The organism is Pseudoxanthomonas kaohsiungensis, assembly GCF_010211765.1.
Classification (GTDB): domain Bacteria; phylum Pseudomonadota; class Gammaproteobacteria; order Xanthomonadales; family Xanthomonadaceae; genus Pseudoxanthomonas; species Pseudoxanthomonas kaohsiungensis.
This window is the reverse complement of the sequence record NZ_PDWO01000004.1, coordinates 96,274-117,171: the sequence shown is the minus strand read 5'-3', so window position 1 is coordinate 117,171 and position 20,898 is coordinate 96,274. Positions and strand designations below refer to the sequence as shown.

17 protein-coding genes and 5 tRNA genes are annotated in these 20,898 nt (G+C 69.1%); 2 read left to right on the top strand and 20 right to left on the bottom strand.

What is annotated here, in order from left to right:
- Window positions 1-60: 60 nt before the first annotated feature.
- From rpoB to CSC66_RS06075, 20 genes are all read right to left on the bottom strand, one after another.
- Window positions 61-4,251, bottom strand: a complete 4,191-nt coding sequence (gene rpoB, locus CSC66_RS06170) for a DNA-directed RNA polymerase subunit beta (RefSeq protein WP_162376518.1) — start codon at window positions 4,249-4,251, stop codon at window positions 61-63.
- Between the two features lie 264 nt (window positions 4,252-4,515).
- Window positions 4,516-4,890, bottom strand: a complete 375-nt coding sequence (gene rplL, locus CSC66_RS06165; protein ID WP_162376517.1) for a 50S ribosomal protein L7/L12 — start codon at window positions 4,888-4,890, stop codon at window positions 4,516-4,518.
- A gap of 56 nt (window positions 4,891-4,946) precedes the next feature.
- Window positions 4,947-5,480 carry a 50S ribosomal protein L10 gene (gene rplJ, locus CSC66_RS06160; RefSeq protein WP_162376516.1) on the bottom strand — a complete coding sequence of 178 codons (534 nt, stop codon included), beginning with the start codon at window positions 5,478-5,480 and terminating at the stop codon, window positions 4,947-4,949.
- A 373-nt stretch (window positions 5,481-5,853) separates the two neighbouring features.
- Window positions 5,854-6,552 (bottom strand): 50S ribosomal protein L1, encoded by a 699-nt coding sequence (gene rplA, locus CSC66_RS06155; RefSeq protein ID WP_024870384.1) that lies wholly within the window; start codon window positions 6,550-6,552, stop codon window positions 5,854-5,856.
- A 4-nt stretch (window positions 6,553-6,556) separates the two neighbouring features.
- Window positions 6,557-6,985 (bottom strand): 50S ribosomal protein L11, encoded by a 429-nt coding sequence (gene rplK / locus CSC66_RS06150; protein ID WP_024870383.1) that lies wholly within the window; start codon window positions 6,983-6,985, stop codon window positions 6,557-6,559.
- Window positions 6,986-7,198: 213 nt separating this feature from the next.
- A complete protein-coding gene (gene nusG / locus CSC66_RS06145; protein ID WP_162376515.1) occupies window positions 7,199-7,756 on the bottom strand; it encodes a transcription termination/antitermination protein NusG in 558 nt (185 codons plus the stop codon).
- A gap of 13 nt (window positions 7,757-7,769) precedes the next feature.
- Complete coding sequence (gene secE / locus CSC66_RS06140; protein ID WP_162376514.1) at window positions 7,770-8,174, bottom strand: preprotein translocase subunit SecE; 405 nt, start codon at window positions 8,172-8,174, stop codon at window positions 7,770-7,772.
- Between the two features lie 60 nt (window positions 8,175-8,234).
- A tRNA-Trp gene (locus CSC66_RS06135) sits at window positions 8,235-8,310 on the bottom strand.
- Window positions 8,311-8,413: 103 nt separating this feature from the next.
- Window positions 8,414-9,604 carry an elongation factor Tu gene (gene tuf / locus CSC66_RS06130; RefSeq protein WP_162376513.1) on the bottom strand — a complete coding sequence of 397 codons (1,191 nt, stop codon included), beginning with the start codon at window positions 9,602-9,604 and terminating at the stop codon, window positions 8,414-8,416.
- A gap of 104 nt (window positions 9,605-9,708) precedes the next feature.
- Window positions 9,709-9,784, bottom strand: a tRNA-Thr gene (locus CSC66_RS06125).
- A 40-nt stretch (window positions 9,785-9,824) separates the two neighbouring features.
- Window positions 9,825-9,898, bottom strand: a tRNA-Gly gene (locus CSC66_RS06120).
- A 64-nt stretch (window positions 9,899-9,962) separates the two neighbouring features.
- Window positions 9,963-10,048 (bottom strand) — tRNA-Tyr (locus CSC66_RS06115).
- Between the two features lie 112 nt (window positions 10,049-10,160).
- Window positions 10,161-11,252, bottom strand: coding sequence for a redox-regulated ATPase YchF (gene ychF / locus CSC66_RS06110; protein WP_162376512.1), 1,092 nt, complete (start codon window positions 11,250-11,252; stop codon window positions 10,161-10,163).
- Between the two features lie 72 nt (window positions 11,253-11,324).
- Window positions 11,325-11,906, bottom strand: a complete 582-nt coding sequence (pth, locus tag CSC66_RS06105; protein WP_162376511.1) for an aminoacyl-tRNA hydrolase — start codon at window positions 11,904-11,906, stop codon at window positions 11,325-11,327.
- A gap of 51 nt (window positions 11,907-11,957) precedes the next feature.
- Window positions 11,958-12,581 carry a 50S ribosomal protein L25/general stress protein Ctc gene (locus tag CSC66_RS06100; RefSeq protein ID WP_162376510.1) on the bottom strand — a complete coding sequence of 208 codons (624 nt, stop codon included), beginning with the start codon at window positions 12,579-12,581 and terminating at the stop codon, window positions 11,958-11,960.
- 200 nt (window positions 12,582-12,781) lie between these two features.
- Window positions 12,782-13,741: a ribose-phosphate diphosphokinase gene (locus CSC66_RS06095; protein ID WP_162376637.1), complete on the bottom strand. Its 960-nt coding sequence runs from the start codon at window positions 13,739-13,741 to the stop codon at window positions 12,782-12,784.
- 122 nt (window positions 13,742-13,863) lie between these two features.
- A tRNA-Gln gene (locus CSC66_RS06090) sits at window positions 13,864-13,940 on the bottom strand.
- Between the two features lie 3 nt (window positions 13,941-13,943).
- A complete protein-coding gene (gene ispE / locus CSC66_RS06085) occupies window positions 13,944-14,810 on the bottom strand; it encodes a 4-(cytidine 5'-diphospho)-2-C-methyl-D-erythritol kinase (protein WP_162376509.1) in 867 nt (288 codons plus the stop codon).
- Window positions 14,807-15,433: a lipoprotein insertase outer membrane protein LolB gene (gene lolB, locus CSC66_RS06080; RefSeq protein ID WP_162376508.1), complete on the bottom strand. Its 627-nt coding sequence runs from the start codon at window positions 15,431-15,433 to the stop codon at window positions 14,807-14,809. Before lolB ends, ispE begins: the two co-directional genes overlap by 4 nt.
- On the bottom strand, window positions 15,430-17,124 hold the full coding sequence (locus CSC66_RS06075; protein ID WP_238394313.1) for a tetratricopeptide repeat protein: 1,695 nt from the start codon (window positions 17,122-17,124) through the stop codon (window positions 15,430-15,432). Before CSC66_RS06075 ends, lolB begins: the two co-directional genes overlap by 4 nt.
- A gap of 152 nt (window positions 17,125-17,276) precedes the next feature.
- Between CSC66_RS06075 and hemA the strand changes: the two genes are divergently transcribed.
- Together hemA and prfA are read left to right on the top strand one after the other, a co-directional pair.
- On the top strand, window positions 17,277-18,581 hold the full coding sequence (gene hemA / locus CSC66_RS06070) for a glutamyl-tRNA reductase (RefSeq protein WP_162376506.1): 1,305 nt from the start codon (window positions 17,277-17,279) through the stop codon (window positions 18,579-18,581).
- Window positions 18,559-19,641, top strand: coding sequence for a peptide chain release factor 1 (gene prfA / locus CSC66_RS06065; RefSeq protein WP_162376505.1), 1,083 nt, complete (start codon window positions 18,559-18,561; stop codon window positions 19,639-19,641). Before hemA ends, prfA begins: the two co-directional genes overlap by 23 nt.
- Window positions 19,642-20,898: the final 1,257 nt, after the last annotated feature.

Genomic DNA, 20,898 nt, shown 5'->3' with positions numbered 1-20,898 from the left:
AGGTCGAGGGGTCGATGGGGATCGCGACGCCCCATCCCGGGGGATGGGGCGCCTGGCGCCTTACTCGTCCTCCAACTCCATGTTGATGGCCAGCGAGCGGATTTCCTTCACGAGTACGTTGAAGGATTCCGGCATGCCGGCGACCATCTCGTGGTTGCCGTCGACGATGTTCTTGTACATCTGGTTGCGGCCCTGCACGTCGTCGGACTTCACCGTCAGCATTTCCTGCAGGGTGTAGGCCGCGCCGTACGCCTCGAGCGCCCAGACTTCCATCTCGCCGAAGCGCTGGCCGCCGAACTGCGCCTTGCCGCCCAGCGGCTGCTGGGTGACGAGCGAGTACGGGCCGGTGGAGCGGGCGTGCATCTTGTCGTCGACCAGGTGGTTCAGCTTCAGGTAGTGCATGTAGCCGACCGTGGTCTTGCGGTCGAAGGGCTCGCCGGTGCGGCCGTCGTGCAGCTGCATCTGGGTCTTGCTGGCATTGAAGCCGAGCAGCGCCGTTTCGGGATCCTCGTCCGGATAAGCCAGCTCCAGCATGCTGCGGATCTCGTCCTCGTGCGCACCGTCGAACACCGGGGTGGCCATCGGCACGCCGCCGGTCAGGTTCTGCGCCAGGTTCAGCAGCTCCTCGTCGCTGAACTGGCCAAGGTCCACGCGTGCACCGGCCAGGGCCGAGTCGTGGTTGTAGACCTTGCCCAGGAACTCGCGCAGCTCGGACACCGCGCGCTGCTGGTCCAGCATCTTCTGGATGCGCTTGCCCAGGCCCTTCGCGGCCCAGCCCAGGTGCACCTCGAGGATCTGGCCGATGTTCATGCGCGACGGCACGCCCAGCGGGTTGAGGCAGATGTCGACCGAGTTGCCGTCGGCCATGTACGGCATGTCCTCGACCGGGACGACGTTGGAAACGACGCCCTTGTTGCCGTGGCGGCCGGCCATCTTGTCGCCCGGCTGGATGCGGCGCTTCACGGCCAGGAACACCTTGACCATCTTCAGCACGCCCGGGGCGAGGTCGTCGCCCTGGGTAATCTTGCCGCGCTTGTCGTCGAAGCGGCGCTCGAACTCCTTCTCGTGCGCAGCAATCTGCTTCTGCGCGCGCTCGATGGCCTCGGAGGCATCCTCGTCCTTCATCCGCAGCGCGAACCAGTCGGCCTTCTTCAGGCCGTCCAGGTACGCGTCGGTCAGGGTGTCGCCCTTCTTCAGGCCCGGGCCGCCGTTGGCGACCTTGCCGACGATCTGCGAACGCAGGCGCGCGTAGATGGCCGCTTCCAGGATCCGGAACTGGTCGTCGAAGTCCTTCTTGACGCGCTTGATCTCGCTTTCCTCGATCTGCTTGGCGCGCTTGTCCTTCTCGATGCCGTCGCGGGTGAAGACCTGCACGTCGATGACCGTGCCGTCCATGCCCGGGGGCACGCGCAGCGAGCTGTCCTTAACGTCCGAAGCCTTCTCGCCGAAGATCGCGCGCAGCAGCTTCTCTTCCGGGGTCAGCTGGCTCTCGCCCTTGGGCGTGACCTTGCCGACCAGGATGTCGCCGGCGCGCACTTCGGCACCGATGTACACCACGCCGGATTCGTCCAGGCGGTTGAGCGCCTGCTCGGACACGTTCGGGATGTCGGCGGTGATCTCCTCCGGGCCCAGCTTGGTGTCGCGGGCCGCGCAGGTCAGCTCCTCGATGTGGATCGTGGTGTAGCGGTCTTCCTGGACCACGCGCTCCGACAACAGGATCGAGTCCTCGAAGTTGTAGCCGTTCCACGGCATGAAGGCGATCAGCATGTTCTGGCCCAGGGCCAGCTCGCCGATGTCGGTGGACGGACCGTCGGCCAGCACGTCGCCGCGCGCCACCACGTCACCCACGTGCACCAGCGGACGCTGGTTGATGCAGGTGTTCTGGTTGGAGCGGGTGTACTTGGTCAGGGTGTAGATGTCCACGCCCGCGTCATGCTCGCCGGAGATCTCCGACTCGTTGACCTTGACCACGATGCGGCCGGCGTCGACCTGTTCGATCACGCCGCCACGGCGCGCGTTCACGGTCACGCCCGAGTCACGCGCCACGGCGCGCTCGATGCCGGTACCGACCAGCGGGGTCTGCGCACGCAGCGTCGGCACGGCCTGGCGCTGCATGTTGGCGCCCATCAGCGCGCGGTTGGCGTCGTCGTGCTCCAGGAACGGAACCAGCGCCGCGGCGACCGACACGGTCTGCATCGGCGAGACGTCCATGTAGTGGATCTCGGACGGCGGCTTGAGCAGCGACTCGCCCTGGTGGCGGACCGGCACGAACGCCTCGGTCAGCTTGCCGCCCTTGTCGTGCGCGGCATTGACCTGGGCGATGACGTACTCGTTCTCCTCGATCGCCGACAGGTAGTCGACCTCGTCGGTGATGCGGCCGTCCACGACCTTGCGGTACGGCGTCTCGAGGAAGCCGTACTGGTTGGTGCGGGCGAACACCGCCAGCGAGTTGATCAGGCCGATGTTCGGGCCTTCCGGGGTCTCGATGGTGCAGACGCGACCGTAATGGGTCGGGTGCACGTCGCGCACTTCGAAGCCGGCGCGCTCGCGGGTCAGGCCGCCCGGGCCGAGAGCCGACACGCGGCGCTTGTGGGTGACTTCCGACAGCGGGTTGTTCTGGTCCATGAACTGCGACAGCTGCGAGGAGCCGAAGAACTCCTTGATCGCGGCCGCCACCGGCTTGGCGTTGATCAGCTCCTGCGGCGTCAGGCCCTCGGACTCGGCCATGGACAGCCTTTCCTTGACCGCGCGCTCGACGCGGACCAGGCCCACGCGGAACACGTTCTCGGCCATTTCGCCGACCGAACGCACGCGGCGGTTGCCCAGGTGGTCGATGTCGTCGACCACGCCGCGGCCGTTGCGGATCTCGGTCAGCACGCGCAGCACGTCGAGGATGTCGGAGGTCTCGCCCTGGGCGGCGACCAGGCGCTTGGATTCCTCGTCGTTGCGCTCGGCGAAGTACTTGTAGTCGTACAGCACGGCCGGGCCGAGCACGTCCTTGCGGCCGACGCGGCGGTTGAACTTCATCCGGCCCACGGCCGACAGGTCGTAGCGCTCGAAGGTGAAGAACAGGTTGTGGAACAGGTTCTGCGCCGCTTCCTTGGTCGGCGGCTCGCCCGGACGCATCATCCGGTAGATCTCGACCAGCGCTTCGAGCTGGGTGCGGCTGGGGTCAATGCGCAGGGTGTTGGACAGGTACGGGCCACGATCCAGGTCGTTGACCCACAGGGTGCCCACGCTGGCCACACCGGCCTTGCGGAAGGCGGCCAGCTGCTCGTCGGTGATCTCGTCGTTGGCGCTGGCCAGCAGCTCGCCGGTGTTCGCGTCGACGACGTCATGGGCCACGATGCGGCCGAGCAGGTACTCGTCCGGCACGGCCAGGGCGGTGATGCCCGACTGCTCCAGCTGGCGCACGTGGCGCGCGGTGATGCGCTTGCCGGCCTCGACGATCACCTTCTCGCCGTCGGCCAGGTCGAAGTTCAGCGTCTCGCCACGCAGGCGCTCGGGCACCAGCTCCAGCTGCACGCCCTCGCTCGGGTCGATGTGGAAGGTGTTGATCTCGAAGAACGCGCGCAGCATCTCTTCGTTGTTGTAGCCCAGCGCGCGCAGCAGGATCGTCACCGGCAGCTTGCGGCGACGGTCGATGCGGGTGTACAGCGCGTCCTTCGGGTCGAACTCGAAGTCCAGCCAGGAGCCGCGGTAGGGGATGATGCGGGCGCTGTACAGCAGCTTGCCCGAGCTGTGGGTCTTGCCACGGTCGTGGTCGAAGAACACGCCCGGCGAACGGTGCAGCTGCGAGACGATGACGCGCTCGGTGCCGTTCACGATGAAGGTGCCGTGCTCGGTCATCAGCGGGATCTCGCCGAGGTAGACCTCCTGCTCCTTGACGTACTTGATCGCCTTGGTCGACGACTCGCGGTCGTAGATCACCAGGCGCACGGTCACGCGCAGCGGCGCGCCGTAGCTCAGGCCGCGGTTGCGGCACTCGCGCTCGTCGAACACCGGCTCGCCGAGCTTGTAGCCGACGTATTCCAGCGCGGCATTGCCGCTGTAGCTGCTGATCGGGAACACCGACTTCAGGGCAGCGTGCAGGCCCTGGTCGCGGCGCTTGGCCGGATCGGTGTCGGCCTGCAGGAAGTCCCGGTAGGAATCGACCTGGATGGCCAGCAGGAAGGGCACCTCGAGGATCGAGCGCTGCTTGCCGAAATCCTTGCGGATGCGCTTCTTCTCGGTGAACGAATACGTCGTCATGGATGTACCACCTTTGGCAGTGCGGGCCGCGCGTCCGCGGACCGGGGGGAACATGAAGCTGTCAGTCGGTAGTCGCTGGTATTGCCGGCACCAGCACGCCCTATCCCGCTACTTCCGACTACCAGCTCCGCAATGTGCGTGAGGCTGGGTTTTCGAGGTGTTTCCGCCATTCCGCGGCATGGAGCCCCGGAACGACCAAAGGCCGGGGGCTTCCGCCCCCAGCCTCCGCGCATCACCGAGTATGCCGGCGATGCAAGATGCCGCTTACTTGAGCTCGACGGTCGCGCCGGCGGCTTCCAGGTCCTTCTTGAACTTGGCGGCGTCGTCCTTCGACACGCCTTCCTTGACGTCCTTCGGGGCGCCTTCGACCAGGTCCTTGGCTTCCTTCAGGCCCAGGCCGGTGATGGCACGGACGGCCTTGATGACCTCGACCTTCTTCTCGCCGGCGGCCTTCAGCACGACGGTGAACTCGGTCTGCTCCTCGACCGGGGCGGCGGCGGCGGCCGGGCCGGCGGCCACGGCGACCGGGGCGGCGGCGGAGACGCCGAACTTCTCTTCGATGGCCTTGACCAGCTCCATCACTTCCATCAGGGTCTTGCCGGCGATGGCTTCGACGATCTGCTCGTTGGAAAGGGACATTGTGATTACCTTCTGAATGTTTTCTGGAAAGGGATTTCGGGAATCGTCGACGCGGCTCAGGCCTCGGCCGGAGCCTCTTCGGCCGGGGCGGCTTCTTCGCCACCACCCTGCTGCTCGGCGACGGCCTTGACCGCGCGGGCGAACATGGTGGCCGGTTCGGCCAGGACGCGGGCCAGCATGGCCAGGGCCTGGTCGAGCGTCGGCAGCGAAGCCAGGACCTCGACGTGGCTGGCCGGGTACAGCTGGCCGCCCACGGCGACCACCTTCGGCTGCAGCTTGTCGTTGGTCTTGGCGAACTCCTTGATCAGGCGACCGGCAGCGCCGGGCTCCTCGGTCGAGAACGCATACAGCAGCGGGCCCGTGAGCGCGTCCTTCGTGCACTCGAACTCCGTGCCTTCGACGGCGCGCGCGGCCAGCGTGTTCTTGACAACCTTCAAGAACACGCCGTTCTCGCGGGCCTTCTTGCGCATCGCGGTCATCTGGGAGACCGTGGTGCCTGCGTACTCGGCGGCGATCAGGGAGTGCGCCTTGGCGGCGACGTCGGCCAGTTCGGCGACGACTTCCTTCTTCTGGGACAGATTGAGAGCCATAACACTCCTCCGTAGTAACTCCGCTCGCGGCTCCTGCCGCTTGCGGTCCTGGGCGGCGCCCTTCCGTGCGCGCCGGGGATGCCTCGGGCATCCCGGTGCTGGCCTTTCTGATCCGTACGCCCGAATGGTCGGTCGTGCCGGGAAAACTTCCAGAAGGCGGCACCATCTACGCAGGCTTGGGGTCCGGACGGACCCTTGATTAAGCGACCCCGCTGCATCGACGGCGAATCCCTGCCGTTCCCGAGCTTCCCTGCCCGTCGCCGATGTGCGCGGACCGCACCTGCGGTCTTTGACGGCTGTCGCCACGCCGGAGCGCGGCGACTGCCCTCAAAAGCCCGCTCCGCCACATGCGCGGCGAAGCGGGGTGAAACGATTACTTCAGGCTCAGCGACGCCTGGTCGACGGTCACGCCCGGGCCCATGGTCGAGCTCAGCGAGATCTTCTGCAGGTACTGGCCCTTGGAGGTCGCCGGCTTGGCCTTGATCAGGTCCAGCAGCAGCGCCTGCAGGTTCGACTTCAGCGCGTCGTCGCCGAAATCGGCCTTGCCGATCGTGGCGTGGATGATGCCGGCCTTGTCGGTGCGGTAGCGGACCTGGCCCGACTTGGCGTTCTTCACCGCCTCGGCCGGGTTCGGCGACACGGTGCCGACCTTCGGGTTCGGCATCAGGCCGCGCGGGCCCAGCACCTGGCCGAGCTTGCCGACCACGCGCATGGCGTCCGGGGTGGCGATGACGACGTCGTAGTTCAGGTCGCCGGCCAGCATCTTCTCGGCCAGGTCGTCCATGCCCACGGCCTCGGCGCCGGCAGCCAGCGCCTCGTCGGCCTTGGCGCCGGCCGGGGCGAACACGGCCACGCGCACGCTCTTGCCGGTACCGGCCGGCAGCACGGTCGAACCGCGCACCTGCTGGTCGGACTTCTTGGCGTCCACGCCCAGGCGCACGGCCACGTCGACGGACTCGACGAACTTGGCCTTGGTGAAGCCCTTGATGATCTTCAGCGCCTCATCGATGGAGTAAGCCTTGCCCGGCTCGACCGCCGCCTTGATCGCCTTCTGTCGCTTGTTCAGTGCCATGTGCTCAGCCCTCCACCACCAGACCCATCGAACGGGCCGAGCCCGCGATGGTACGAACCGCCGCGTCCAGGTCGGCCGCGGTCAGGTCGGGTTCCTTCGCCTTGGCGATTTCCTCGAGCTGCTTGCGGGTGACCTTGCCCACCTTGTCGGTGTTCGGGCGCTTGGAGCCGGAGGTGATGCCGGCCGCCTTCTTGAGCAGCACGGTCGCCGGGGTGCTCTTGGTGACGAAGGTGAAGGTACGGTCCGAGTAGGCCGTGATGATGACCGGGGTCGGCAGGCCCGGCTCGAGCTTGGAGGTCGCCGCGTTGAACGCCTTGCAGAACTCCATGATGTTCAGGCCGCGCTGGCCCAGCGCGGGACCGACCGGCGGCGAGGGGTTGGCCTGGCCGGCCTTCACCTGCAGCTTGATGTAACCGACGACTTTCTTTGCCATTTCAATGCTCTCCGGGTGCTAGCGCCTGCAAGGCAGGCTCCCCATCGTTCCGGGAAAATCACGCGTCCCGGCGTCGCGTTGACGCTTGAAGTCCGTTCGCGCGAACGGCCGCCAGGGCGGCGGCCGGTGCGGTAGCCCGGCTGACCCGGGCAGGGAGCCGCGCAGTATAGCAGGGTTTTCGACCCCTTGGGCGGCGGCCGGGGCCGCCGGGGGTCAGGCCTTCTCGACCTGGCCGAACTCCAGCTCCACCGGGGTCGAGCGGCCGAAGATCAGCACGGCCACGCGCAGGCGGCTCTTCTCGTAGTTGACCTCTTCGACCACGCCGTTGAAGTCGTTGAACGGACCATCGGTGACCCGGACCATCTGGCCCGGCTCGAACAGGACCTTCGGACGCGGCTTCTCCACGCCCTCCTGGACACGCTGCAGGATGGCGTCGGCTTCCTCGTCGCGGATCGGCAGCGGGCGGTCGGCGGTGCCGCCGATGAAGCCCATGACCCGGGAGGTTTCCTTGATCAGGTGCCAGCTCTCGCTGTCGATGCGGGGAATGCCGCCCTCGTCGTGGGTCTCGATCTGCACCAGCACGTAGCCCGGGAAGAACTTGCGCTCGGAACGGCGCTTCTGGCCGGCGCGCATCTCGACCACTTCCTCGGTCGGGACCAGGACTTCGCCGAAGCGGTCTTCCATGCCGTTGCGGACGATGCGGTCGCGCAGCGCCTGGGCGACGCTCTTCTCGAAACCGGAATAGGCATGAACCACGTACCAACGCTTCACTGCGACATTCTCCTCAGCGACCCAGGAACCACTGGATCGCCTTCTGCACGACGAAATCGAACCCGGCCAGGATCAGGCTCAGGATGATGACCACCGCGATCACGACCCAGGTCATGCGGGTGGTTTCCTGGCGGGTCGGCCAGACCACCTTGCGCAGCTCGAAGCGGGACTCGGACAGGAAATCGCGGACGTCGTGGCCCTTGGCGCTGGTGAGGAACACCAGGGTGCCCGCCACCAGGCCCAGCGCGACGGCCAGGCCGCGCAGCTGCGGGGCCCACGTGCCGAGCGCCACGGCGCGCTCGGGCGCCGAGAACCAGAACCAGACGAACAATCCGCCCAGCACCAGCAGCGCGGCAATGACGTACTTGACGATGTCGCCGCCGGAAGCGGACGGTGCCGGGTTGATCTTGCTGTTCAAGTCTTGTCGCTCTCTTGCGGTTGCGGCCCGGTGGGGCCTGCCTCGCGGAACTGCGGGAAGTGGCACGCCAGGAGGGACTCGAACCCCCAACCTGCGGTTTTGGAGACCGCTGCTCTGCCAATTGAGCTACTGGCGTACGTTGAAAAACGCTGGCTTCCCTTAGACGGCGAAGGCGGACCGTGGTTCCGGCCCGCCCTTCGCGCTTTCCGGCGAACCCGTCGCCGGGATCCGCAGGGGGCTTACTTGATGATCTTGGCCACGACGCCGGCGCCGACGGTGCGGCCGCCCTCGCGGATCGCGAAGCGCAGGCCTTCGTCCATCGCCACCGGGTTGATCAGCGTGACCACCATCTTCACGTTGTCGCCCGGCATCACCATCTCCACACCCTCCGGCAGCTGAACCGCGCCGGTGATGTCGGTGGTGCGGAAGTAGAACTGCGGGCGGTAGCCCTTGAAGAACGGCGTGTGGCGGCCGCCCTCGTCCTTCGACAGCACGTACACCTCGGCCTCGAACTCGGTGTGCGGGGTGATCGAACCCGGCTTGGCCAGCACCTGGCCACGCTCCACGTCGTCACGCTTGGTGCCGCGCAGCAGCAGGCCCGCGTTGTCGCCCGCCTGGCCCTGGTCCAGCAGCTTGCGGAACATCTCCACGCCGGTGACCGTGGTCTTCTGCGTCGGACGGATGCCCACGATCTCGATTTCGTCGCCCACCTTGATCACGCCGCGCTCGATACGGCCGGTCACCACGGTGCCGCGGCCCGAAATCGAGAACACGTCTTCCACCGGCATCAGGAACGGCTTGTCGATGTCACGCTGCGGCTCCGGAATGAACGTGTCCAGCGCCTCCACCAGCTTGATGATCGACGGCACGCCGATCTCCGACTGATCGCCTTCCAGCGCCAGACGGGCCGAACCGTGGATGATCGGGGTGTCGTCGCCCGGGAACTCGTACTTGCTCAGCAGCTCGCGGACTTCCATCTCCACCAGCTCCAGCAGCTCGGCGTCGTCCACCATGTCCGCCTTGTTCAGGTAGACCACGATGTACGGCACGCCCACCTGGCGCGACAGCAGGATGTGCTCGCGCGTCTGCGGCATCGGGCCGTCGGCGGCCGAGCACACCAGGATCGCACCGTCCATCTGCGCCGCACCGGTGATCATGTTCTTCACGTAGTCGGCGTGGCCCGGGCAGTCCACGTGCGCGTAGTGGCGCGTCGGGCTCTCGTACTCCACGTGCGCCGTCGAAATCGTGATGCCGCGCGCCTTCTCTTCCGGCGCCGCGTCGATCGCATCGTACGCCTTGAACTCGCCGCCAAAACGCTCCGCGCCGATCTTCGTCAGCGCCGCCGTCAGCGTCGTCTTGCCATGGTCAACGTGACCGATCGTGCCCACGTTCACGTGGGGCTTGGTGCGCTCGAACTTACCCTTGGCCATGGCTGCCTATCTCGCTGACGGTTGTAGATGGAGTACTGCGTTTTTCCTGCGGAACAGCCCGGCTCAGGTCCGGGCGGCTCCCGCGGGCGGGCCCGCGTCGAAGATGGTGCTCACGAAAGGAATCGAACCTTCGACCTCCTCCTTACCAAGGAGGTGCTCTACCGACTGAGCTACGTGAGCGTGGAACCTGTTACTTGCCGGAACACCGGGTGCGGCGCAATGGAGCGGGAGACGGGAATCGAACCCGCACCATCAGCTTGGAAGGCTGAGGTTCTACCATTGAACTACTCCCGCGAGGGGAACCGCTCCCGGCCTACCGCCCCGGGCCTTGCCTCGATGTTCCGATACAACCTGAAACTGGTGGAGGGAGGTGGATTCGAACCACCGAAGGCGTAAGCCAGCAGATTTACAGTCTGCCCCCGTTGGCCGCTTGGGTATCCCTCCGGGATCTGCCACCGCGACCCATACAACCTAGGTGTACGACCGGGGTGAAACAGCCCGCAATTCTGACGACCGCCGCGCGCGCTGTCAACGTTCCCCGGGAGACTTTTTCCGGTCAGACATTGAAGCGGAAATGCAGGACGTCGCCTTCCTGCACCCGGTACTCCTTGCCCTCCAGGCGCATGCGGCCGGCCTCGCGGGCGCCCGCCTCGCCGCGGTAGCGGATGAAGTCGTCGAAGCCGATCGTTTCGGCGCGGATGAAGCCCTTTTCGAAGTCGGTGTGGATCACAGCGGCGGCCTGCGGCGCGGTGGCCCCGGCCTTGACCGTCCAGGCGCGGACCTCCTTTACCCCGGCGGTGAAGTAGGTCTGCAGCCCCAGCAGCCGGTAGGCGGCGCGGATCACCCGGTTCAGGCCCGGCTCGTCCAGGCCCAGGTCGGCCAGGAAGGCGTCGCGGTCGGCATCGTCGAGCTGCGCCAGCTCCTCCTCGATCGCCGCCGACACCGGTACCACCTCGGCGCCCTCGGTCGCGGCGCGGGCGCGAACGGCCTCCAGCAGCGGGTTGTCGTGGAAGCCGTCCTCGAGCACGTTGGCCACGTACATGACCGGCTTGAGGGTCAACAGGAACAGGTCGCGGACCAGCGCCCGCTCCTCCTCGTCCAGGCCCAGCGCCCGGCCGGGCTTGCCCTCGCTCAGCCCGGCATGCAGCTTCTGCAGCACCGGCTTGCGCGCGATGGCATCCTTTTCCCCGGCCTTGGCCGATCGTTCGGCGCGGTTAAGCGCCTTTTCCACGCTGTCGAGGTCGGCCAGGGCGAGCTCGGTGTCGATCGTCTCGATGTCCGAAATCGGGTCGACCTTGCCGGCCACGTGGATGATGTCCGGATGGTCGAAGCAGCGGACCACGTGCGAGATCGCGTCGACCTCGCGGATATGGGCCAGGAACTTGTTGCCCAGGCCTTCGCCGCTGGCGGCGCCGGCCACCAGGCCGGCGATGTCGACGAACTCGACGGCCGTGGCCACCACCTTCTCGGGCTTCACGATCTCGGCCAGCTGGCCCAGGCGCGGATCCGGCACCGGAACCACGCCGACGTTCGGCTCGATCGTGCAGAACGGGAAGTTGGCCGCGGCGATGCCCGCCTTGGTCAGCGCGTTGAAGAGGGTCGACTTGCCGACGTTGGGCAGGCCGACGATGCCGCATTTGATGCCCATGGTTATCCGTTGTCCCGCAGGAGATTGGGGGCTGGGGACCGGCGTTCCCGCCGGATCCCAGCCCCCAGCCACCTAGGCCTTGGCGGTATGCAGCCGCTTCATCGCCTCGTTGACGTCGCCGGCCACCACCAGCGGCATGACCGCCAGGGCGTCGTCGATGGCGCGGTCGATCAGCACCGCGTCGTCCTTGCCCGGCCGGCCCAGGACCCAGCCGGTGACCCGGTCCTTGTGTCCGGGATGGCCGATCCCGATCCGCAAGCGGTGGAACCTGCCGTGCCCCAGGTGCTGGATCGTGTCGCGCAGGCCGTTCTGCCCACCATGGCCGCCGTCGAACTTGAGCCGGGCCGCACCCGGCGCCAGGTCGAGCTCGTCATGCGCCAGCAAGGCCTCCTCCGGCTCGATCTTCCAGTAGCGCAGCGCCGCCGCCACCGACTTGCCGGAAAGGTTCATGAAGGTGGCCGGCTTGAGCAGCCAGACCGTCCGCCCACCGATGTCGGCCTTGGCCGTCTCGCCGAACAGCTTCGACTCCAGGCCGAAGCGCACGCCGGCCTGGGCGGCCAGCGCGTCGACAAAACGAAACCCGGCGTTGTGCCGGGTGTTCGCGTGTTCGGGACCGGGATTGCCCAGCCCGACGATGAGTCGCAGTTCCGCCATTGCACTGGCAGCCTGCATCCTGCCCGGCGTGCCGGGCAGGATGCGGACGGCTTACTTCTTCTCTTCGTCGCCTTCGGCCGCCGGCGCCTCTTCCTCGACGCGGGCATGCTTGGCGATCACCACGGCCAGGTCGTGGTCGGGGCCGAGCTTCAGCTCGGGGATCTCCACGCCGGCCGGCAGCTTGAGCGCCGACAGGTGGATCACGTCGCCCACGGCCAGCTCGGACAGGTCGACCTCGATGGCCTCCGGCAGGTCCTTCGGCAGGCACGAGACGGTGACTTCGTTCAGCTCGTGGGTGATGACCACGCCCGCCGACTTGCCGGCCGGCGACTTCTCGGCGTTGACGAAGTGCAGCTGCACGGCGGCGCGCAGGACCTCGTTGTCATTCACGCGCTGGAAGTCCAGGTGCATGATCAGCTGCTTGTACGGATGACGCTGCATGTCGCGCAGGAGCACGCGCTGCACGTCGCCGTTGAGGCTCAGGTCCAGGATCGAGGAGTAGAACCACTCGTTCTGGCTGGCCAGCCACAGCTTCTCGTGGTCCAGCTGGATGTTGACCGGCTTCAGGTCGCCGCCATAGACGATTGCCGGAATCTTGCCGTCGCGACGCAGGCGGCGGCTCGCACCCTTGCCCTCGTCCTCGCGACGCTCGACGTTGATCACATGAGTTGCCATTGCTCTATCACTCTTCAGTTTGCGGGGACCGCTTCGCGGACGCCCTGGATGGGGACCGCCTTGCGGCGATCCGTGCGACTCGTCCGCGACCAGACGAGTCGTGTGGTTCCCGGGGATCGGGAATCCGGAATCGCCTCCGCAGCGATTCCGCATTGCCGTCCCCCGGTGGCCGGCATCCCGCCGGCCCGGGCCGTCGAGGCTCAGTCGACGTAGAGCGAGCTGACCGATTCGCCGAAGGCGATGCGGCGGATCGTCTCGGCCAGCAGCTCGGCCACGCTGACCTGGCGGATCCGCCCGCAGGCCCGGGCCGCCGGCGACAGCGGGATGGTGTCGGTCACCACCAGCTCGTCCAGCTGCGAGCCGGTGATGTTGTCGACCGCCGGCCCCGACAGCACCGGGTGGGTGCAATACGCGGCCACCTTGGTCGCGCCCTGCGCCTTCAGCGCCGCGGCCGCGGCGCACAGCGTGCCGGCGGTGTCGACGATGTCGTCCACCAGCACGCAGGTCTTGCCGGCCACGTCGCCGATGATGTTCATCACCGTGGACACGTTCGCGCGCGGGCGGCGCTTGTCGATGATCGCCAGGTCGGCGTCATCCAGGCGCTTGGCCACGGCGCGGGCGCGGACCACGCCGCCCACGTCGGGCGAGACCACGATCAGGTTCTCGGTGCCGTAGGCGCGCCAGATGTCGGCCAGCAGCAGCGGCGAGGCATACACGTTGTCGACCGGCACGTCGAAGAAGCCCTGGATCTGGTCCGCGTGCAGGTCCACGGTCAGCACCCGGTCGGTACCCACCGCGCTGAACATCTTGGCCGCGACCTTGGCGGTGATCGGCACGCGCGAGGAACGCAGGCGCCGGTCCTGGCGCGAGTAGCCGAAGTACGGCACCACCGCGGTGACCGAAGCGGCGCTGGCGCGCTTGAGCGCGTCGATCAGCACCAGCAGCTCCATCAGGTTCTCGGCCGTCGGCGCGCAGGTCGGCTGGACCACGAACACTTCCTGGCGGCGCACGTTCTCCTCGATCTCCACCTGCACTTCGCCATCGGAGAAGGTGGACACCAGCGCCTTGCCCGGCCGCACCCCGAGCTCGCGGCAGATGCTGTCGGCGAGCGGCTTGTTGGCGTTGCCGGAGAAGACCAGCAGGCTGCGTTCGTCTTGCATCTTGGTCATACCGGCGGCGGCTCGGATCAAGGTGGAAATCGATGGAACGCCACGATCCCTGCGGCCTTCCGTTGAATCCCCGCACATGGATGTGCGGGCTTTTGCGAGGGGCTCGCAATGCATGGCAGGGGCGGCAGGATTCGAACCTGCGGATGCCGGGATCAAAACCCGGTGCCTTGGACCTCTTGGCGACGCCCCTGTGTCAGTGCTGGTGCGACGGACGCGCCAACGCCGCCCGCAGCGGCGAATCCGAAACGCCGGCCGCGACCCAGGCGTGCATCCGTCGCGGCAAACGCGCCAGAGCCTCCTGCGCCGCGTCCCGGTGGGCGAACTCGACGAAGCAGCCGCTGCCGGTACCGGTCAGGCGCGGAACCCCGATCCGCGCCAGCTCTTCGAACACGGCCTCGACGGCAGGTTCGCGGCGGCGCAGGACCGGCTCGAACGCATTGTCGAGCACGGTTCCGGCAGCGAAGTCGGATATTTTCGCGGGCGCCGAATCCCTAGTCAAATCCGCGGACTGGAACAGCGCGGCGGTGGGGACCTGGACCCCGGGGTCGACCAGCACGTACCAGGCCGGCGGCAGCGCGACCGGGACCAGCCGTTCCCCCACCCCTTCGGCCCAGGCGCTGCGACCGCGGACGAAGACCGGGACATCCGCCCCCAGCTCCAGGCCGAGCGCCGCCAGCCGGTCCTCGCCCAGTTCCAACCCCCACAGCCGGTCCAGGGCGCAAAGGACGGTGGCCGCGTCCGAGGAACCGCCGCCGAACCCGCCCCCCGCCGGGATGCGCTTTTCCACCTCGATGTCGGCTCCTTGCGGACAATTCGCCGAAGATTGCAGGAGGCTGGCCGCACGGACCGCCAGGTCGGCGAGGTCCTCCACCCCGGGCAGTCGGTCGCCGTGGCGGACGATGCGGCCGTCGCTGCGGGGACGCAGCCGGATCCGGTCTCCCCAGTCCAGCAGGCGGAATACCGTCTGCAGCTCGTGGTACCCGTCGGCACGGCGGCCGGTAATCCGCAGGAACAGGTTCAGCTTGGCCGGCGCCGGCCACTCGCTCCAGCCGGAATTCATGGGGCGGCTTCCCAGCCGTCGATCACCAGGCGGACCCGCGCGCCCTCACGGCTGGCCTGCAGCCGGCGCGGCATCTGCGGCCAGTCCGCATCCGCCGGCTGCCACTCCTGGTACTCCACGGTCCAGCCGTCGGCCACCAGCCGCCGCAACCTGCCATCGGCACCGAACTCCTGCGTGGCCTCCGGGGTCGACGGCAGGCCCTGCAGCCATGCCGCCATCGCCGCGACCGGGATCGGCCAGCCGGTGGCCTGGTACAGCAACTGCGCGGCATCGGGGCCGGACCGCACGCCCCCCTCCAGCCCGTCCAGGGTCGCCCCGCCGGGCTCGCCGGACAGCTGCCAGCTCTGGCGGGTGACCGGTGCGCTGAGCGAAATCCGGTACGCGGGGCCCTGCTGCTGCCAGTCCAGGCGACCGCTGCCGCCCTTGCCGTCGACGCTGACCGCGATCCGACCCTGCATCGACCAGGCGGGGATGGCCGCCAGTTGCGCCTGCCGTTGCGCCTGCAGCGCCAGGGCCTGGGCGCGGTCCACGGCGGGCGCCGGGGGCCGGCGCGGCGCGGTGCCACACGCCGCGAGCAGGGCCACGACCAGCCAGGCGCCGGCCCACGCGCGGGCCCGGATCATCGCTCCGGGCCCGCGGCGGCCGGCTGGGCGGCGGCCGGGGCGGCGGGCGGCAACACGACCTGCAGCTTCTCCAGCGCGCGGACCAGCGAGCGGTTGTCGGGATCGAGCCTGCGCGCGTCCTCGAAGTAGCGCATGGCCTCGTCGCGCCGACCCATCACCCACAGCACCTCGCCGACGTGGGCGCCGATCTCCGGATCCTTGAGCAGGCCCCAGGCGCGGCGCAGCTCCACGAGCGCCTCCTCGTTGCGGCCGAGGCGATAGAGCACCCAGCCATAACTGTCGACGATGGCCGCGTTGTCGGGCTCGGCGGTGCGCGCGCGGTCGATCAGCTCCAGCGCTTCCTGGTAGCGCTGGGTGCGGTCGGCCAGGGTGTAGCCGAGCGCATTGAGCGCAGCGACGTTTTCCGGTTCGGCGACCAGGACCTTGCGCAGGTCCGCCTCGGTGCGGTCGATGCGATCCTGGCGCTCCCAGGCCAGCGCGCGGGCGTACAGCAGCGCCGGGTCGTCGGGATAGGCGGCCAGCCCCCGGCTGAGGGCTTCGATCTCGGCGGCAGGGTCGCCACCACGCTGGCGCAGCTCGCCTTCCAGCAGGTACGCGTTGCGACGCGCGTCGTCGTCGCTGGCGGCGTCGTTCTGCAGGGCATGGGCCTCGCTGTAGGCCTGCTCGACCTGGCCCTGCTCGTACAGCGCCGCCGCGATCCGGATCCGCGCTTCGGCGCGCAACGGACCGCCCGGGACGCCGCGGTACCAGTCCACCGCCTCGGCCGGGCGCTCGAGGAACTCGGCGATCCGGCCGAGCAGCATCCGGCTCGCCGGATCGGGCCTGGCGCCCTGGCTGTCGGAAAGCTCCCGGTACAGCCCTTCCAGGGTCGCGCTGTCCTCGGCACGCGCCAGCAGCGACGCGCGGATGCCATAGGTCTGGACATCCTGCGGCCCCAGGGCCATCACCCGGGCGGCCTCGGCGAAATCGCCCATGCCCTCGTAGGCGACCGCGAGCATGCCGCGCACCTCCGGATCGGCGGCCGCACGCGGTTCGGCGGCCACCAGCATCTCCCGCGCCCGCGCGGTCTCGCCGGCCTGGTGCAACTGGCCGGCGCGCAGCACCGCTACCCGCGGCTCGTCGGGGAAACGCTCGACCATCTGGTCGACGATGCGCGCGGCCACCTGCGGGGCATCCAGGCGCAGGGACAGGCGGCCGAACTCCTGCCAGGCCTGGAGCTGGTCGGGAATGGCGCCGGCATCGACCAGTTGCCCCAGCACCTTGGCGACCGCCTCGGGATCGCGGCCACCGGCCAGCGCCACCAGGGCGTAACGCCAGGCACGCGGATCCGGGGCGGCGAGCAGCTGCAGCAGCTCCTGCCGCGCCTTGCGCAACCTGCCTTCGCGCAGCGCCAGCGAGGCGGTGGCCGCCTGCAGCGACAGGGAATCGGGCGAACGCTTCTGCCAGAGTTTCAACGCCTGGGCGGCGCGGACGTCGTCATTGGCGAGCATCGCGATGCGGGTGGCGCGCTCGGCGAGCAACACATCGTCCTGCGCCAGCCGGGCCGCCTCCAGCGACCATTGCGCCGCATCGGCCAGCTGGCCGGCCTGCAGCGCGAACTCCCCCGCCATGAGCTGCTCCAGCGGAATGGCCTCGGCCGACGGCTTCGGAAGCGGAGCGGCAGGGGCGACCACTGGCGCGGCCAGCGCCATGAGCAGCAGCCACGGCCGCCTTCGCAGGCGGCCGGGCGACGGACGCGGGCGTCCGGTGTCGATCTCGGAAAGCTCAGGTACGGGCATTGGCACCCACCGGGCCGTAAAATGGCGGCCCAAACAAGCCAGCAGATTAACGCAAGCACCTGAACATGACGCTGTGGCTCCTCGGCCTCAACCACCAGACCGCGCCGGTCGACCTGCGCGAACGGGTGGCCTTTGCCGGCGATGCGCTGGGCCGGGCCCTGGCCTCGCTGCGCAAGTTGCCGGAGGTGCACGAGGCCGCACTGCTGTCGACCTGCAATCGCACCGAGATCTACGCGGTGGCCGCTGACGGCCAGGCGCTGGCGGCATGGCTGGACGAACAGGCCGAAGGGCTGGGCGCCTACCTGTACCAGCACCGCGACGCCGACGCCGTGCGCCACCTGTTCCGGGTCGCCACCGGGCTGGATTCGATGGTGCTCGGCGAGCCGCAGATCCTCGGCCAGGTCAAGGAGGCGTGGGCGCTGGCGCGCGAGCACGGCGCACTGGGCGGCCGCCTGGACCGGCTGTTCCAGCAGACCTTCGCGGTGGCCAAGCGCGCGCGCACCGACACCCGAATCGGGGCCAACCCGGTCTCGGTGGCCTCCACCGCGGTGCGGCTGGCCCAGGACTCCTTTGCCCACCTGCCCGATTCGACCGTGCTGCTGGTCGGCGCCGGCGAGACCATCGAACTGGCCGCCCGCCACCTGGCCAAGGGCGGGGTGCGCCGGCTGCTGGTCGCCAACCGCACCCTGGCCCACGCCCAGGACCTGGCCACGCGCCATGGTGGCTACGCCTTGCCGCTGACCGAGCTCGACCGCCACCTGGCCGAGGCCGACGTGGTGTTCTCGGCCACCGCCAGCCGCGAGCCGGTGCTGCGCCAGGCCCAGGTCGAGGCCGCGCTGGCCGCGCGCCGGCGCAAGCCGGTGCTGCTGTTCGACCTGGCCGTGCCACGCGACATCGAGCCGGGCGTGGCCGGCCTGGACGACGCCTACCTCTATACCGTGGACGACCTCGAACGCGCGGTCGAGGACAACCGCCGCGGCCGGCATGAGGCCGCCGAGGCGGCCGAGGCGATCATCGACCTGCAGGTCGCCCGCTACATGGAGGCCCTGCACGCCGGCGACCGCCAGGAGACGCTCAAGCGCCTGCGCATGCTGGGCGACAACACCCGCGACGAACTGCTCGCCCGCGCCCGCCAGCAGCTGGCCGGCGGCCGCGACGCGGACGAGGTGCTGCAGTTCCTCGCCCACACCCTGACCAACCGCCTGCTGCACCCGCCGACCGCCGCCCTGCGCGAAGCGGCGCTCAGCGGCGACGCCGAGCTGGCCCGCGCCGCCGAACGCCTGTTCCCGGCCAGGGCGCCCTACGCCCATCCGGCGACTCCCCCGACCGCCGAACCGCGACTGCCCGATGACCCCGAGCCTGCGCCGTAAGCTGGAAGCGCTGGCCGAGCGCCGCGAAGAACTCGAACGCCTGCTCGCCGATCCCGGCGTGCTGGCCGACAACGCACGCTTCCGCGACCTTTCCCGCGAGTTCGCCCAACTGGAGCCGGTCGCCACCGCGCTGGCTGCCGAAGCCCGCGCCAAGGCCGACCTGGCCGCCGCCGAGGCCATGCGCGACGACCCCGAACTGGCCGAACTGGCCGGCGAGGAAATCGCCGCGGCGCGCGCGCAGCTCGACACGCTCGACCGCGAGCTGGCCCTGCTGCTGGTGCCGAAGGATCCGCGCGACGACGGCAACCTGTTCCTGGAGGTGCGCGCGGGCACCGGCGGCGACGAGGCGGCGATCTTCGCCGGCGACCTGTTCCGCATGTACGCCCGCTACGCCGAGCGCCAGGGCTGGAAGGTCGAGGTCGAATCGGACAATCCCGGCGAGCACGGCGGGCACAAGGAGATCGTGGCGCGCATCGTCGGCCGCGGCGCCTACTCGCGGCTGAAGTTCGAGTCCGGCACGCACCGGGTGCAGCGCGTGCCGGCGACCGAGTCGCAGGGTCGCATCCATACCTCGGCCGCGACGGTGGCGATCATCCCCGAAGCCGACGAGATCGAGGACATCGCGATCAACCCGGCCGACCTGAAGGTGGATACGTTCCGCTCCTCCGGCGCCGGCGGCCAGCACGTCAACAAGACCGACTCGGCGATCCGCATCACCCACCTGCCCACCGGCGTGGTGGTCGAGAGCCAGACCGAGCGCAGCCAGCACGCCAACCGCGACAAGGCGATGAAGCGGCTGAAGGCGCAGCTGCTCGACGCCGAGCGCAGCCGCCAGCAGGCGGCGCAGGCCGAATCGCGCCGCCTGCAGGTCGGCAGCGGCGACCGCAGCCAGCGCATCCGCACCTACAACTTCCCGCAGGGCCGGATCACCGACCACCGGGTCGAAGGCCTGACCCTGTACGACCTGCCCAACATCCTGGAAGGCGAGCTCGGGCCGCTGGTCACCCGCCTGCAGCAGGAACACCAGGCCGACGAGCTGGCGCGACTGACGTCGGAGTAAGGCCGGCGCGGCGCCGTCGCCACGCACATGGCTTCTTTCAGCGCCGGGCGGGAGCTCCGGCGCCGGGCGGAAATCGCCACACCATCGGCGGCAACCCGCCCTCGAACCGGACCGCCGCATCCGGGGCCCCGGGCGGGGTGCCGGCGCGGAAGCCGCGGCCTCGGAACGTCGGGCGGGGCCAAGGAGCCCAGTCGCAAGGCAAAAGGCCTTGCGGTTGGGGCCCGGGAGCCCCGGCGTTGGAGCAAAAAGCCCCGATCGCGGAGCCCGGCAGCCCCGGGCGCAAGGCAAAAAGCCTTGCGATTGGGGCCCGGCAGCCCCGGCGCTGGAGCAAAAAGCCCTGGCCGCGGGGCCCGGCAGCTCCGGGCGCGAGGCAAAAAGCCTTGCAGTCGGGGCCCGGGAGCCCCGGCGTTGGAGCAAAAAGCCCCGATGGCGAAGCCCGGCAGCCCCGGGCGCAAGGCAAGAAGCCTTGCGGTTGGGGCCCGGGAGCCCCGGTATCGGAGCAAAAAGCCCAGGCCGCATGGCCGGGCACCCCCGGGCGCACGGCAAAAAGCCCCGGGGGGATGCCTAGGAGTTCGGTGACGGGGGAGCGCCCTACAAGGCGGTACTCGCGACCGTAGTGCCAGCTCCGGACCGGGCCGCCGTGCCCTGGGGGCAGGGCGCATCCCTCGACCGGACGTCCTGTCCGGACTCGGGTCGTGGCACATCCCTGTGCCACTTGCGCCCTGCCCCCAGGACACGACGTCCTCGGGCGACGTTGTGGGCGTGGCTTCGCTCGACGCGACGGTATCGCCAGAAGGAGCCAATGCCACGGTGTCTCCACCCTTTCCTTCGTCGGCGGGCCACGCACCAGCGACGACGGATGCTCTCCTGTAGGGACGGGCATGACCGGAGCGACGACCCCAACGCACCCCGAAGACGTGGTGGGCCGGAGGCGTCGCAGCAGCGGCCATGGATGGCCGCGGTAGCGAGTGCGTACAGGGATGTACGCCCGAGCGGCTGCGATGCCTCCGGTCCACCACGGCTCCCGCCGGAGCCGACCACGACCGGCGCTTCCGCACTTGCTGCCGCTGTCGTCTCTGTCGTTTCGGCCCTGGCGGAGCAACAACCCCAACGCACCCGAAGACGTGGTGGGCCGGAGGCGTCGCAGCAGCGGCCATGGATGGCCGCGGTAGCGAGTGCGTACAGGGATGTACGCCCGAGCGGCTGCGATGCCTCCGGTCCACCACGGCTCCCGCCGAGCCGACCACGACCGGCGCT

What these genes read in the sequence shown, in the direction of transcription:
- rplA (WP_024870384.1), bottom strand. Translation starts at nt 6,552, where the DNA reads ATGGCACTGAACAAGCGACAGAAGGCGATCAAGGCGGCGGTCGAGCCG.
- rplL (WP_162376517.1), bottom strand. Translation starts at nt 4,890, where the DNA reads ATGTCCCTTTCCAACGAGCAGATCGTCGAAGCCATCGCCGGCAAGACC.
- rplK (WP_024870383.1), bottom strand. Translation starts at nt 6,985, where the DNA reads ATGGCAAAGAAAGTCGTCGGTTACATCAAGCTGCAGGTGAAGGCCGGC.
- CSC66_RS06095 (WP_162376637.1), bottom strand. Translation starts at nt 13,741, where the DNA reads ATGCAAGACGAACGCAGCCTGCTGGTCTTCTCCGGCAACGCCAACAAG.
- rpoB (WP_162376518.1), bottom strand. Translation starts at nt 4,251, where the DNA reads ATGACGACGTATTCGTTCACCGAGAAGAAGCGCATCCGCAAGGATTTC.
- ispE (WP_162376509.1), bottom strand. Translation starts at nt 14,810, where the DNA reads ATGAATTCCGGCTGGAGCGAGTGGCCGGCGCCGGCCAAGCTGAACCTG.
- hemA (WP_162376506.1), top strand. Translation starts at nt 17,277, where the DNA reads ATGACGCTGTGGCTCCTCGGCCTCAACCACCAGACCGCGCCGGTCGAC.
- lolB (WP_162376508.1), bottom strand. Translation starts at nt 15,433, where the DNA reads ATGATCCGGGCCCGCGCGTGGGCCGGCGCCTGGCTGGTCGTGGCCCTG.
- rplJ (WP_162376516.1), bottom strand. Translation starts at nt 5,480, where the DNA reads ATGGCTCTCAATCTGTCCCAGAAGAAGGAAGTCGTCGCCGAACTGGCC.
- CSC66_RS06100 (WP_162376510.1), bottom strand. Translation starts at nt 12,581, where the DNA reads ATGGCAACTCATGTGATCAACGTCGAGCGTCGCGAGGACGAGGGCAAG.
- CSC66_RS06075 (WP_238394313.1), bottom strand. Translation starts at nt 17,124, where the DNA reads ATGGCGCTGGCCGCGCCAGTGGTCGCCCCTGCCGCTCCGCTTCCGAAG.
- prfA (WP_162376505.1), top strand. Translation starts at nt 18,559, where the DNA reads ATGACCCCGAGCCTGCGCCGTAAGCTGGAAGCGCTGGCCGAGCGCCGC.
- tuf (WP_162376513.1), bottom strand. Translation starts at nt 9,604, where the DNA reads ATGGCCAAGGGTAAGTTCGAGCGCACCAAGCCCCACGTGAACGTGGGC.
- pth (WP_162376511.1), bottom strand. Translation starts at nt 11,906, where the DNA reads ATGGCGGAACTGCGACTCATCGTCGGGCTGGGCAATCCCGGTCCCGAA.
- ychF (WP_162376512.1), bottom strand. Translation starts at nt 11,252, where the DNA reads ATGGGCATCAAATGCGGCATCGTCGGCCTGCCCAACGTCGGCAAGTCG.